Genomic DNA, 13,543 nt, shown 5'->3' on the forward strand with positions numbered 1-13,543 from the left:
GGCCACCGTCTTCTCGCAGTGTGATCACTCATGATGAGCGGCGATCATGCTGTTCTCTTGCGGAGACGGTGACATCAAGGCCGTGCATGCGCAATCTTCGTGCGAGCTCCTCGCTCATGGCCACCGAGCGATGCTGTCCGCCGGTACATCCTATGGCGATGGTCACGAAATGCTTGTCTTCACGTGCATATCCCTCAAGTGCGGTCTCGATGGCCTTCTCATAGGCGTCAAGGAATTCCACGGCGCCTTTGCTGGACAGCACGTAGTCGGCGACCGGTTTGTCATGTCCGGTGAGTTCACGCAGGCTGGGCACCCAGAAAGGATTGGGCAGAAAACGAACATCGGCCACGAAATCGGCGTCGATGGGTGTGCCGTATTTGAACCCGAAACTGAAGATATGCACGGCGACGGTGGTGGGGCCTGACCCGAGCATCGTCTCATACAGTTTGGTGGACAGCTGATGGATGCTCAACGCGCTCGTATCGATCACCCAATCCGCGCGCTCCTTCAGATTGGCGAGCAGATGCCGTTCTTCGAGGATGCCGTCGATCAGCCGATTGCCGTGCTGGAGCGGATGCGGACGGCGCACGGATTCATATCGTTTGATCAGCACGGCGTCACTGGCATCCAGGAACAGGATCCGCGTCTTCACGCCGAGGTCGTCCAAATGGCTGAGCACGGCGGACAAATCATCGAAATAGCTGCGGGACCTGACGTCAATCACCGCGGCGAGTTTGTGGATGCCGCTGTCGGACCCGGAGGTGGTCATCATATCGACCAGTGGCACGAGCAGCTTGGGCGGCAGGTTGTCGACCACATACCATCCCATGTCCTCCATAGTGCCGGCGGCACGCGAACGCCCCGCCCCGGACATGCCTGTGATGAGCAGTACCTCGAACGCGTCGGCCGGAGTGGGACGGTTAGCGGTCGGCGTACCGGACTCCTGTCCGGCGTCATGTACAGCCTGCTGATCCATCACAGTGCCTCCTCCAATGCGTTGCGCATCGCTATCTCAAGTTGATCGTCCTCGGTGGTGGTGTCTTGAATACGATTGTCGGCGTCGCTGGGCGGGTCGTTGTCCCAGATTCCTGTCATCAGCAGCACTTGAATCAGAGCCTGATACAGCAGCATTTCCTCACCGCCGATGGCATGACCGCCATGATCGCGCCACGCATTCATCAACCTGGTGGGTCGGGGATCGTATACCACGTCAAGCAAGAGGCCGGAATCCGACGCGGCGTGCATGGTCTCATCGAGCATGGAGGCGATGCCGTCAGCTGCATGTCCGGGAATGGTGTTGATCACGTACGTAGCCCCCTGAGCGGTGGCCGTCAGCCTCCGGTCATCCGCCATATCGATTTCCTCATAGGGGGCGTGGCCAGTGAGATATTTGCTCGCCAAGGGACGCAGCGCGGCGTTCTTCCCGGGGTGACGGGAGGCCACAGTGATGTGGCCGATCTCCTGCATCATGCAACAGGCGGCGACCGCGGATGTGGCGGTGTTGCCGTTGCCGATAATCAATGCCGTGCCGGCGCGGTCGGGGCGGTGATGCAGGCCGAGTTCCCGATTGGCATGGTCGAACGCCAATTGTATGCCGATGACATCGGTGTTGAACAGTCTGATCTCCGGCCTGCCATGCGCCCACTGCGGGTCATCGACGGGATGCGACCAGTCGAATATGGCGGTGTTGGCCACCTTCAACTCTCGCGCCCACAGGTTCGTCGGCCTGCCATACGGCTGGATGGTCCGTTTCAGCGGCATGGTCAGACTGAGCCCGGCCCATGTGGGGTCGAGGTTCTTGAGGAATCCGTCAAGATCGTCCTCGCCCACCTCATGCCTGCCATACGCCCAATCATGCAATCCGAGTGATGCGTATGCCGCATTGTGCAGCACGGGCGAGAGCGAATGCGCGATGGGCTTGCCGAGCACCGCACAGCGATGGTTGATCATGTCCCCTCCTCTTCAACTGTTCCTATGCTAGCCGACATCATGGGCAGATGCCGTCAGCCGACATGATCGTTCATGCTATTGGGCGGCATGCAAAGCCTGGTACAGCGCTTCCGCTTTGGCCTGCCCGATGCCTTTGACCTGCATGAAATCCTCGATATCGGCTTCGCGCATGGCTTTGACCGAACCGAAATGGTTGAGCAGTCGTTTCTGATAGCTGGCTCCGATGCCGGGAATCTCGTCGAGCGCGCTGCGCAGAGCGCCCTTGCGGCGCTGCTGGCGGTGGTAGGTGATGGCGAACCGGTGCGATTCATCCCGGACACGTTGCAACAGATACATGCCTTCGGATTGGCGTTTGAGGATGATCGGGTAATCGTCGTCCGGAACCCACACCTCTTCAAGGCGTTTGGCCAAGCCGCATACGGCCACATCATCCACGCCGCAATCCGCAAGCGCCCTGGCCGCGGCCATGACCTGCGGATGCCCACCGTCTACCACGACGAGATTGGGCTTGTAGGCGAAATGGCGTCGGTCGGTGTTCTGCTGGATGACATCCGCCGCGTCGTCGCGCTTGGCGTCGCCGGTGCCCATATCCATCGCCGCCGTCTCGTGAGCCACCCGCTGCTCGGCGTCGATGCTCTCGCCTGAATCGCCGGCGATATTGCCATGCCGGAATCGTCTCGTCAGGGTTTCGTACAACGCCGACAAATCGTCGACCGCGCCCTGGCCGTCCTTGCCGCGGATGGCGAACCGACGGTATTCGGATTTCTTCGCGATGGCGTCTTCGAACACCACCATCGACGCCACCTGGAACGCCCCGCCGACGGTGTTGGAGATGTCGTAGCATTCGATGCGCAGGGGAGCTTCGCTCATGCCAAGCGCCTTCGCCACATCGTTCATCGCCTGGGTGCGGGCGCCCATATCCGAGATGCGGCTCATCTTGGCACGCTGCAGCGCCTGGCTGGCGTTCTCGTTGGCGCGGTCCATGAGCTGTCTCTTGTCGCCGCGCGAGGCGACGCGGATGGTCACCGCTCCTCCGCGTTGTCCGGACAGCCATGTTTCAAGCTCCTGGCGACGCGATGGTTCGATGGGCACGATGATTTCACGCGGTACGGGAGCTATGGGGGCGAGCAGGTCAATGCGTCCCGTGGTCTCCTGCCTACTGTTGCGCTCGCGGGTGGCTTGCGCACGGGCTGTGGCGTCGGTGGCGGTGATGGTCTGTGTCGAGCCGATGGCTTCGCGCCGCTCCGAGATGGCTGCGCCGCCAGTGGTGGCGTTGCGAGCGGCGGCGGCGTCGGAATACACCTGAACGATGAGGTCGGCCATCAGATCCGCATCGGCGATATCCTCCACACGTTCGACGCTCCAATTGCGTTCTCCGCGGATGGACCCGGCACGTACGTAGAAGGCATGGACCGATGCCTCGAGTTCGTCGCTGGCGAAGCCGAACACGTCGGCGTCCACATCCTGATCGAACACGACGGCGTTCTGCTGCACTACGGTTTCCAGCATCTGGATCTGGTCGCGCAGCCGGGCCGCCTGTTCGAATTCCAGTTCGGCGCTGGCCTCCTTCATCTCCCGGGTGAGCTGTGCGATATATGAGCGGCCAAGGCGGCCGGTCATCACGCCCACCAGCTGTTCGACAAGCCGTCGATGCTCCTCGGGGCCGATACGTTGCACACATGGCGCAGAACATTTGCCTATTGACGCGAACAAGCAAGGACGGCCGGTCAATTGCGCCTTATGGAACACGTTGGCGGTGCAGGTACGCACGGGGAAGGTCTTCAACAGCCTGTCGACGCTATGCCTTAATTCCCACACCTTGGCATAGGGTCCGAAATATCTGGTATCCCGCCGTTTGCGCGACCGGGTGACCCACACGCGGGGAATTCGCTCCCCCGTGCTGACCGCGAGATACGGATAGGTCTTGTCGTCGCGGAACTGGATGTTGAATCGCGGGTCGAATTCCTTGATCCACGTGTATTCGAGCGTCAGTGACTCGAGTTCGGTGGCCACGACGGTCCACTCCAGGCTTCGTGCCGTAAGCACCATGGTCTGTGTGCGTGGATGTAGCAGGTACAGCGGCTGGAAGTAATTGGTGAGCCTGTTGCGCAGGTTCTTCGCCTTGCCGACGTAGATGACGCGTCCCTCCCCGTCACGCCATTTGTATACGCCCGGTTTGGCTGGAATGTCCGAGGTCTTCGGACGGAACAGATCGCGGGAATCGCCCAGCAGAGGAGCCCCGTTGACGTTCACCATAGCTTCATCTGTGGAGGATTGGCCACTGTTTCGCGACTGCAATGCTGCAGCGGTCTTTCGCCACTCATCGGGACTATGCCGTTCAATATCGTTCGTCATAATCCTCCTCCTATCCTACGAACAGATGACGCTACCGGCCAAGGTCAACTCGACATGAATGCTCATGCAGCACAATCACGTCACCGCTGATCCAGCATCGGCTTGAGGAAGCGGCCGGTCCAGGAGTCCGCGCATTCGGCGACCTGCTCGGGTGTGCCTTCGGTGACGATGGTGCCGCCGCCGTCACCGCCTTCCGGGCCGAGATCGATCAGCCAGTCGGCTCCCTTGATCACGTCGAGGTTGTGTTCGATGACGATCACGGTGTTGCCTTTATCGACCAGGGACTGCAGCACCTTGAGCAGTTTGTTGACGTCTTCGAAGTGCAGTCCGGTGGTCGGCTCGTCGAGGATATAGACGGTCTTGCCGTCGGATCTGCGCTGCAATTCGGTGGCGAGCTTCACACGCTGCGATTCGCCGCCGGACAGTGTGGGTGCCGGCTGGCCCAGACGGATGTAGCCGAGGCCGACGTCCACCAAGGTCTTCAGATACCGGGAGATGCCGGTGTATGCCTTGAAGAAATCGGCGGCCTCCTCGATGGGCATATCGAGGATGTCGGAGACGGTCTTGCCGTTGTATGTCACTTCGAGGGTCTCACGGTTGTAGCGTTTGCCGTGGCAGGTCTCGCATTCAACGTAGACATCAGGCAGGAAGTTCATCTCTATTTTCAGTGTGCCGTCGCCGTGGCAGGCTTCGCATCGTCCGCCTTTGACGTTGAAGCTGAAGCGTCCCGGTCCGTAGCCGCGCACCTGCGCCTCAGGTGTCTTGGCGAACAGCGTGCGGATCTTGTCCCACACGCCGGTGTACGTGGCGGGGTTGGAACGCGGGGTCCGGCCGATGGGGTTCTGGTCCACATGGATGACCTTGCGCACCTGATCGACACCTTCGACGCGCGTATGCTTGCCCGGCACGATGCGGGCGCCGTTGAGCTTGTCGGCGAGCACCGGGTAGAGGATCGTATTGACCAGTGAGGATTTGCCGGAACCGGAGACGCCGGTGACCACGGTGAATACGCCGAGGGGGAAGCTCACATTGATGTTCTTGAGATTGTTCTCCCGCGCGCCAACCACCTTGAGCATGCTGGTCTTGTGGACTTTACGGCGATGTGCAGGAACGGCGATCTCACGTCGGTGCGCGATGTAATCGCCGGTGATGGACCGTTTCGCCTCGATGAGATGCTTGGCGGGGCCGGAATAGATGACTTCGCCGCCGTGCTCGCCGGCACCGGGGCCGATGTCCACCACCCAATCGGCCTGACGTATGGTGTCTTCGTCGTGTTCGACGACGATGAGCGTGTTGCCGAGGTCGCGAAGATGATGCAGGGTCTCGATGAGACGCTCGTTGTCCCGCTGATGCAGGCCGATGGACGGCTCGTCGAGCACGTACATCACGCCCACCAGGCCGGATCCGATCTGTGTGGCCAGACGTATGCGCTGCGCCTCGCCACCCGAGAGTGTGGCGGCGGCGCGCGAGAGCGTCAGATAGTCCAGTCCGACATCATTGAGGAATCCGAGTCGCGCCTTGATTTCCTTCAGCACCTCTCCGGCGATCATCTGCGCCGAACCTTCGAGTTTGAGGCCGTTCACCCACGCGAGTTCGTGCACTACTGGCATGTCGCAGACATCGAAGATGGACTTGCCGTCCACAGTGACCGCCAGAACCTCGGGCTTGAGCCTTCGGCCATGGCAGACCTGGCAGGGCACTTCGCGCATGTAGGATTCGTAGTATTCGCGCATGGATTGGGAGTCGGTCTCGTCATGGCGGCGCATCAACGTGCGGACCACGCCTTCGAACCCGGTGGAGTACTCGCGCAGACGTCCCCACCGGTTGCGGTAGGAGACGTCGACCTTGAAATCATGGCCGTACAGGATGTCATGCTTCACATCCGCCGGCAGGTCCTTCCACGGTGTCTTCATCGAGAAGCCCATGTCCCGCGCCAGTCCTTCGAGGATGTGGCCATAATACTGGGAGGTCATCTTCGTGCCGCTCCACGGTTCGATGACGCCTTCCGCCAGCGACTTGTCCGGGTCGGAGATCACGAGTTCCGGGTCGATCTCCAGCTTGAAACCGAGGCCTGTGCAGGCCGGGCAAGCCCCATATGGCGCATTGAACGAGAAGGTGCGGGGCTCTATTTCGTCAAGCTCCAGCGTATGTCCGTTCGGGCAGCTGCGGTGCTCGGAGAAGGGCTGCCTGCGTGCCGGGGAGCCTTCCTCCTCGTCCACGAAATCGATGACGATGCTGCCGTTGGCGAGCTTCAACGCGGTCTCCACCGAATCGGTCAGCCGTTGGCGGATGCCGTCTTTGACGACCAGTCGATCAACCACCACCTCGATGGTGTGCTTCTTCTGCTTGGCGAGCTTGATGTCATCGGAGAGCTGCTTCACCTCGCCGTCGATGAGCGCACGGGCGTAGCCGTCGGAGCGCAGCAGCTCGAGCATGTCCACGAACTCGCCCTTACGCCCTTTGACCACTGGGGCGAGGATTTGGAAACGTGTGCGCTCCGGGTATCCCAGCAGCGTGTCCACGATCTGCTGCGGGGTCTGGGAGGCCACCGGTTCGCCGCATTCGGGGCAATGCGGGATGCCTGTGCGCGCGAACAGCAGTCGCAGATAATCGTAGATCTCGGTGATCGTGCCGACCGTCGAGCGAGGGTTGCGGTTCGTGGTCTTCTGGTCGATGGAGACGGCGGGGCTCAGACCTTCGATGAAATCGACGTCCGGCTTGTCCATCTGCCCCAGGAACTGACGTGCATAAGCGGACAGCGATTCCACGTACCGGCGCTGCCCTTCGGCGAACAAGGTGTCGAACGCGAGTGAGGATTTTCCTGAGCCCGACAACCCGGTGAACACGACCATGCGATTGCGCGGGATCGCGAGGTCGACGTTCTTGAGATTGTGCTCGCGTGCGCCTTGAATGGTGATCTTGAGGTCGTTCGGGATATGCGAGATGTCGGCGACGAGCGTGCCGTCATGTTCGACGAGAGGGGCTTTCCTGATCTCGCGCGCGAGGAACGAGTCGCTGGTCATCACCTTTTCGACAATGACCTCGCCGTTCCTCCCCTTGCCCGTCTTCGAGGTCGTTCCCCCGGTCGCATGCCGTGCCCCATTCTGCGATGCCACCACCGCTGTCCCGCCTTCCGTCGTATTCCATGTGTCCGCACGCGTGGTGCCGACCCTTGTCGTTGTGGGCGCGCGTGCGTCTGATCCGTATTCAGGATACCCGATTCCACGACACGTTTCGAACAGGCGTTCGAAACGTGTCGATGGTCACTCCCCGATGCGCGGCTGCTCCTCGGCGAAGGAGTCGTCGTAGTCGTCCACGGTGGCTTCCCGCAAGCACGTGAGCCCGGTGTCGGGATCCTTGTAGGTGACGTACGCTTTGGTGGATACTTCGAGGATTTCGCCGGTCTTGCTTTCCGGCGCGGATACGATGACTTGGAATCCGAGGCGCGGCAGCACGGTGAGGGCGCGTTGCGTATACCGCCCGTCGGCCTTGATCAGGGCTTCATCCAGGAACAATGTGGTGTAACAGGGTTTGAGCCTGTTCTCCATACCGCCGCCAAGCAGATAGATCAGCGCGGCGCCATAGACGAATGACGTGAGCTCCTGCAGCGCGCCGCCGGATCGCCCGCCCGTGGAGGTGATGCGTTCGTCCATGCCGTCCTGATGATGCACGATGGCGTAGAACGAGGAGCGGCAGCGCGGATCGAGATTGTGGGCGCCGTATTGCTTGATGCCGTTGGCGTCCTTGACGTCCGCAAGCTCCTCTTTCAGCAGTGTGATCATCGAGGCGCATGCGGCGAAGGCGTTGTGGGCGCCGTCTCGCCGCGCCTGGTCGTCCGCGGTCTTGCCGCCGGTCTTCCATGCATTGAGCTTGGCGATGATGCGTTGCAGCTCTCGGGAGAACGTGCTCTCGGGGCTGCGCACATCGGCATGGAGGGACAGGCTGCCGTGTTTGGGGCCGAACTGCTGCCCCTTGAGCATGGCGTTGATGCGATCCAGTTGGTCGTGGATGTCGTCGGCATCGGTGTCGATGGCGCGTTTGATGGTCAGGAAGCTCATCAGCAGCTGGTCGAGGCACCGCTCGTATTCGGCGTCGGTGGCCGTGGTCGCCGCCAGCTGGGAGAGGCTGGCGAGCTCATCCATATAGTACCGGTAATCATCCACACTGGCCGTAAGCGCATCGTCCCCAGCCGCCCAGATGGCGATGTAGTTGCTCATCTTGGATTCCACGGTGGTGCGGGCGGCGTCGGCCTGCGCCTCGAGCGCCTCGATGCGTGTGCCGATGTCGTTGGACAGTCCGGCGATGATTCGTTCGGCGAAGGACGGTGCAGGCGATTGGGTTCCTTTCCCGCCGGTCGCCGGCGTTCCGGCTCCGATGATCATGTGTGCGCGAAGGGCGGGGTCATCGATGCCGGCGAACCGGTTCTCATATGCTTCGGATAACGCTGCCGCCGCCGTCTCCGGCAGGTCGGCCGCCGATGGGAGGGCGTCGCCTTTCCCGCCATCATCCGTGTCGGTGGTGTGACGCTGCATCCAGATGAGCGCGGCCTCGACGGCCTGCGCGCATGCGGTCGCCAACTGCCTGGCGTTCATGCGTTCGTGTTCCACACTTTCGAGTTCCTCGGTGAGTTCGTCTTTGCGGTGGGCGAGCTCGGCGAGCTTGGGGTCTTCCTTGATCGAGGCGATGGACGCCTCGATATCGGCGACGGCCTTGCGCTGGCCCGCCGCATCGATGCGCTCCCATGAGGTGTACGCAAGTTGGTTGGCGAGCTCGAGCCTGCGGTGCAGCGTTTCCGACTCGCGTTTGGCGTCGTCGTACTGGCGGCTGGCCTGTTGGAAGGCTTGACAGGACTGCTCGATCTGCACTTCGAGTTCGGCGAGATACGCCTCGTTGACGAAACCGATGATCGGCGTACGGTCTTTGACGCCGTGCTGCCCGCGTGAGCCGGATTTGATCTGGCCGTCCTCCTGTATCTGACGTGTATCGCGATCGGCATCGTCGATGGCGTCCACGCACAGGGCGTCGAGACGTTCGGACCGGGTTTGCGAGCGCAGCCATCCGGTGAACGGTGAGTCCTCGCGATAGCGCAGTTTGTCGGAGAGCCATTCCTGCGATGATGTTCGCGATGTTGTTTCGGTCTGCGTGGCTTCGTCGGCGTATTCGCGTTCGGTGTCGATGAACTGCCAGGTTCTGCGGGTCATGGCATGCGGGTCGATGGCGCTTACCTTGGCGGCGAATCCCTGTTCGTGCCGTTTATCCACAAGGATGGTTTGCGCGATGGGCGCATAGGCCACGTTCATCGCGAGTCGCCAGGATTCCTCTGTCTCCCGGACATCCATGAGTTCGGCCACATAGGGCAGTTCGTCCGGCGACAGACCGGTGGCGCGTGCGAGCATGGCGCGGCTGTCGTCCATCTGTTGGGTGATGCGGGTGCGACGGGATTTCTGACGGTCGTAGTCATGTTGCAGCCGTTCCATCGCGTTGCGTGCGTCCGCGCGGGCGTTGATGGCTGCGGTGAGCTGTTCCTCGCATCGGGTGGCGCGTTCGTCGTAGGACCGTTTGAAGTTCACTGCGTTAATGCGCCGCTCGTTCCATGCCTGTTCGGTGGAGGGCAGCTGTTCGCCGACGGATTCGAACACCTGTTCCATTCGGGCGTGGTTCGATTCGGCGTCCTCGCAGGAGCGTCGGGTCTGGTTCAGTTCCATTTCGAGTCGGGAGAGGGTTCCGCCGTCCAGGCCTTGCATCTGGCCGCGGATCATGTCGATGCGGCTTTGCAGGTTTTCCGCTTTCCGTTTTGCGTTGCGCGCTTCGGTCTCGTAAGCCTGCGCTTCGGCGCGGTCGATGGGCAGCTGTGCGCTGACTTCCGCGCCCATGCGTGCTGTCGCCCAGTCGTGCAGCGATGCGGATGCGCCTGTGCCTATCGGGCGGATGGTGTCGAACATATGTACGCGTCCACGAGCCTTGGCGTAATCGTCATACGCGCGCTGGATGCCGTGCAGAGCCTCCACGCGTTCGGTTTTCTCCTGCATGGCATGGAAGTTCGTGGCATAGCGTTCATAGTCGTGCACGGTGGCTCGTGACAGGTCCAGCGCCTCGGGTACGCCGAGCACGCCTTGTTTGAAGATGTCGTCCAGACGTGATGGGGCGTCTGCGGACTGTATTTTGTGCAGCAGGCGGCAGGCCTCCTCGCTCAACCCCATGACGGACCAGATATGGCTGTGGAAGGATTCCGCGCTGGGGAAGGTCAGGCATTCGGGATACGCCGCCCGCAATTGCGCGGGGGTGAAGGGGGATTCTCGGTATTGGTCCATCAGCCTAGGATCGATGGGTTTGCCCCATACCGCGTACTGGCGGCGCATGTCTCCGCGGCCGTCTCCGGGCATCAGATACAGGAATTTGGCGCAGGACAGCACTTGGCCGGTGGTCTGGTTGCGGTACGTGTCCACAATCGCGCCCCAGACGGCCTGAGGTGCGCCGGTGGCCGAGTCGCGTCCGCGCAGATACACCGGCTCGTCGCCGTGGGCGGTGCTGGTCACGCCGATCATGCCGCGCAGGTATGTGTAATCGCTGCGTTCGGAACGCCCGGAGTTCGAGGCCTTGTTGAATGGGGTTCCGGTCGGGTACAGCAGCGATATCTGTGCGTCGACCAATGTGGATTTGCCGGATTCGCTGGCGCCGGCGAGCAGCGTCACGGGCAGTGCGGAATCCGTGGAAGGACGGAATTCGTGGTATCCCTCGTAGGACCCCCAGTTGACGAGTCGACGGCTGGTCATCATCCATCGGTCGGCGATCATATGCAGTTCAGTGGATGGCATCGTCACTCCCCTTGCTTGTCCGAGTCGGTGGATGCGCCGGTGTCGGCATCCGTCTGTTCGACGCTATTGCGGGCATGGTCTTCGCCGGAGCCATCCGTGGCATTATTCGTGGCTCCGAACAGCGGTTCGGCGAACAGGGACTCATCGGGCATGGCTTCCCCATCGTCAGGAGCATCGTCGGATGGCGTGGAATCCGACGCAGGCCGGTCGCCGTCCGCAGCGTCCCGCTCTTCGTCTCGTCCCTCAAGATCATGGGCGGCGGCATCCAGCCATGTGTCGGCGAGCTCGCGGTCGAGCACGACCGGCACCAGCGGTGTGATCACATACATGGCTTCGTCGTCCAGACGATTCAGATACCCGTAGGTGATCATTGAGGATACGACGGCGCCAATCTGTTTGAGCACGCCCTCCTCGTCGTTGCGCGCGGCCAGGTAGCCTGCTCCGGAGGCGAGCGCCGCGCGCATCTCCTCGAAGCTCACCAGCCATTCGTCACGGCCCACCCGGGTGTTCTCGTATTCGAGCACGCGGATGCGCAGGAAGGCGAGCAGCGCCGCCTCCTCGCGTTTCAGACTGGAGCGCGTCTTGAGCGAACGCAGCGACACGTCGTCTCCGGCGACAGGTGTCGCATACATGATGCGGTATCGTTCGTTGACGACCAGATCCAACAGGTCGTTGTTCAGCGAGCGCAGCACTGCATCACGGTTGTCGTCCACCAGATCATATAGCCGGCCGGAAATATAGCGCTCGCGTTTCAGGGCGATGGCCGCCATGCGCGCGTCTGCGGACATGTCGCCGCAATCGCCTTCGAACAAGGCGTATGGGTTGGCCACTGGTTCGTTCATGCCTGCTCCTCCTCCGCAATAGCGTCAAGTTCCTCCAAAGTCGCCCACAAGGGGATGGTGTGCCAATCCCTATCCGAGCCGTCGAGTGCGATGCAATGCCAGGTTGCGTCCATTGCCGGTCCGTCATCGACGTTCCCCTTGGCAGCCGAGGGCAGCCCTCCGAGGAATCCGACGAGCTCGCTTTCGCGTCGTTCGCGTTCCGGAAGCCGGTTGAAGCTGGCGGCCACATCCACCAGACCGTCCTGGATGACGGGATTGTGCCGGATAAGGTCGATCATGTGCCTGAGCCGTGGACCTCCGCTGGTGACCATGTCCTTGAGGCTCACCATGTCGGTGTCGGGTGCCGATGGTCCCCCGCTCAGCTTTGGCGTCGCGGTGTGGGTCATGGACCGTGCCGGTCGCATCGGCAGCGGGGCGAACAGCGCGTTTGCCGTATCGGTGGCATATGGTCGCGAGGCATCGCCCATATGGGCTTGCGCCGAGGCATTGAGGCTCACATACAGACGGTTGAGCCTGTTCATCATCGTGCGGTAGCGGGTGTCGGTCTGCTGGCGTACGAGACGGCTGATGGCTTCATCCGAAACGCGCATCTGGTTGCGGACCGCTTCCAGCCCTACGTAGATGCGGGCGAGCTCGTCACGTATCTGCCCGAGCAGCGTCGCCGAGTCTCCGGCCAGATACGGGGTTTTGGCAATATCGCGCAATGCGGAGTCGATCTGCCGGCGTCCTTCATCGGTGATGATCACCTGGAAGGCGTCCTCGAACCGGCGTCCGGCATCGGATTCGCGGAATGAACGGCGATAGTCCTCATGGTAGCGGTTCAGCGTGTCGTCCACGCTCATGGCTCCGGCCTGCATGCGGCGGCGCAGCGCATCGCCGTTGTCCCGTTCGGTGAGCACCAGTTCACGCAGGTCTATCGGCACACCGCGCAACGTATTATGGATCACGGCGATGATGTCCTCCACCTGCGACCGGTTCAGCGTGGCATGCTGCTGACCGTGTTGGATCCGTCTGATCTCATGCTGCCGCTCCTTGATCTCCTTGTTGAGCAGTCTGACGCGCTCGCCGGGATCGGCGGTCAGTTGCATGCGTGCGTGCTCGATCTCCATGATGATGCTGTTGGCCTGCGCGCCGGACAATGCGCTGGATTGGTCTTCCAGACGGCTCAGGGCTTCGATGGCACGATGGGCGCGGGCCGTCAGCCGGTAGAGGAAGCGGTGGGAAGCCGCATCATGGGAATTGGCGAGCCACGCGTAGTCACCCTCCCCTTCACGCGTGAGGTCGGTGAGGATGCGGTGCGCGGCATCGCCATAGGATTGGTCGTGCAGTACGTAGTCGCCGGTCTTCTCCAACAGCTGCAGACTTTGCGCGAAGCGCTCCTCCACGGTTTCGCGGGGCAGCTCGCCGGTCAATGGGTCGAACGCGGCGCGAAGCAGCGCCACATACAGCATGGCGTGCTGGCGCAGCAGCAGTCGGAGCACGCCGGTCTCGTAGATCGGCCGCAGACGTTCCATCTCCCGCCTGATGTCGCCCATGCGTCTCCTTTACGTTCCATTGATCGCAACGTATCGACGCTAGCAC

The 13,543-nt window shown here is 61.8% G+C and carries 6 protein-coding genes and 1 pseudogene; all 7 read right to left on the reverse strand.

Translation table 11 applies throughout. From position 1 onward, the window contains the following. Nucleotides 1-28: 28 nt before the first annotated feature. The gene (gene rapZ / locus BW09_RS02990; protein WP_044088236.1) at nucleotides 29-976 is read right to left on the reverse strand and encodes an RNase adapter RapZ; all 948 of its coding nucleotides are present in this window, start codon (nucleotides 974-976) and stop codon (nucleotides 29-31) included. After that, a complete protein-coding gene (locus BW09_RS02995; RefSeq protein WP_044088237.1) occupies nucleotides 976-1,950 on the reverse strand; it encodes a shikimate dehydrogenase in 975 nt (324 codons plus the stop codon). The genes rapZ and BW09_RS02995 overlap by 1 nt, the downstream gene beginning before the upstream one ends. A 75-nt stretch (nucleotides 1,951-2,025) precedes the next feature. Then, a complete protein-coding gene (gene uvrC, locus BW09_RS03000; protein WP_140462747.1) occupies nucleotides 2,026-4,305 on the reverse strand; it encodes an excinuclease ABC subunit UvrC in 2,280 nt (759 codons plus the stop codon). A gap of 80 nt (nucleotides 4,306-4,385) precedes the next feature. Next, nucleotides 4,386-7,328: an excinuclease ABC subunit UvrA gene (uvrA, locus tag BW09_RS03005; RefSeq protein WP_375137544.1), complete on the reverse strand. Its 2,943-nt coding sequence runs from the start codon at nucleotides 7,326-7,328 to the stop codon at nucleotides 4,386-4,388. Nucleotides 7,329-7,568: 240 nt separating this feature from the next. Next, the gene (locus BW09_RS03010; protein ID WP_044088241.1) at nucleotides 7,569-11,120 is read right to left on the reverse strand and encodes an ATP-binding protein; all 3,552 of its coding nucleotides are present in this window, start codon (nucleotides 11,118-11,120) and stop codon (nucleotides 7,569-7,571) included. A gap of 212 nt (nucleotides 11,121-11,332) precedes the next feature. After that, nucleotides 11,333-11,962: pseudogene (locus BW09_RS03015) on the reverse strand (DUF4194 domain-containing protein); the annotation flags it as partial. Then, nucleotides 11,959-13,497 (reverse strand): DUF3375 domain-containing protein, encoded by a 1,539-nt coding sequence (locus BW09_RS03020; protein ID WP_140464695.1) that lies wholly within the window; start codon nucleotides 13,495-13,497, stop codon nucleotides 11,959-11,961. The gene BW09_RS03020 and the pseudogene BW09_RS03015, both read right to left, overlap by 4 nt. Between the last annotated feature and the right edge of the window lie 46 nt (nucleotides 13,498-13,543).

Origin of the sequence: Bifidobacterium sp. UTCIF-1, from assembly GCF_006408915.1 — a bacterium.
GTDB lineage: Bacteria > Actinomycetota > Actinomycetes > Actinomycetales > Bifidobacteriaceae > Bifidobacterium > Bifidobacterium reuteri.

What these genes read in the sequence shown, in the direction of transcription:
- rapZ (WP_044088236.1), bottom strand. Translation starts at nt 976, where the DNA reads ATGGATCAGCAGGCTGTACATGACGCCGGACAGGAGTCCGGTACGCCG.
- BW09_RS02995 (WP_044088237.1), bottom strand. Translation starts at nt 1,950, where the DNA reads ATGATCAACCATCGCTGTGCGGTGCTCGGCAAGCCCATCGCGCATTCG.
- uvrC (WP_140462747.1), bottom strand. Translation starts at nt 4,305, where the DNA reads ATGACGAACGATATTGAACGGCATAGTCCCGATGAGTGGCGAAAGACC.
- uvrA (WP_375137544.1), bottom strand. Translation starts at nt 7,328, where the DNA reads ATGACCAGCGACTCGTTCCTCGCGCGCGAGATCAGGAAAGCCCCTCTC.
- BW09_RS03010 (WP_044088241.1), bottom strand. Translation starts at nt 11,120, where the DNA reads ATGCCATCCACTGAACTGCATATGATCGCCGACCGATGGATGATGACC.
- BW09_RS03020 (WP_140464695.1), bottom strand. Translation starts at nt 13,497, where the DNA reads ATGGGCGACATCAGGCGGGAGATGGAACGTCTGCGGCCGATCTACGAG.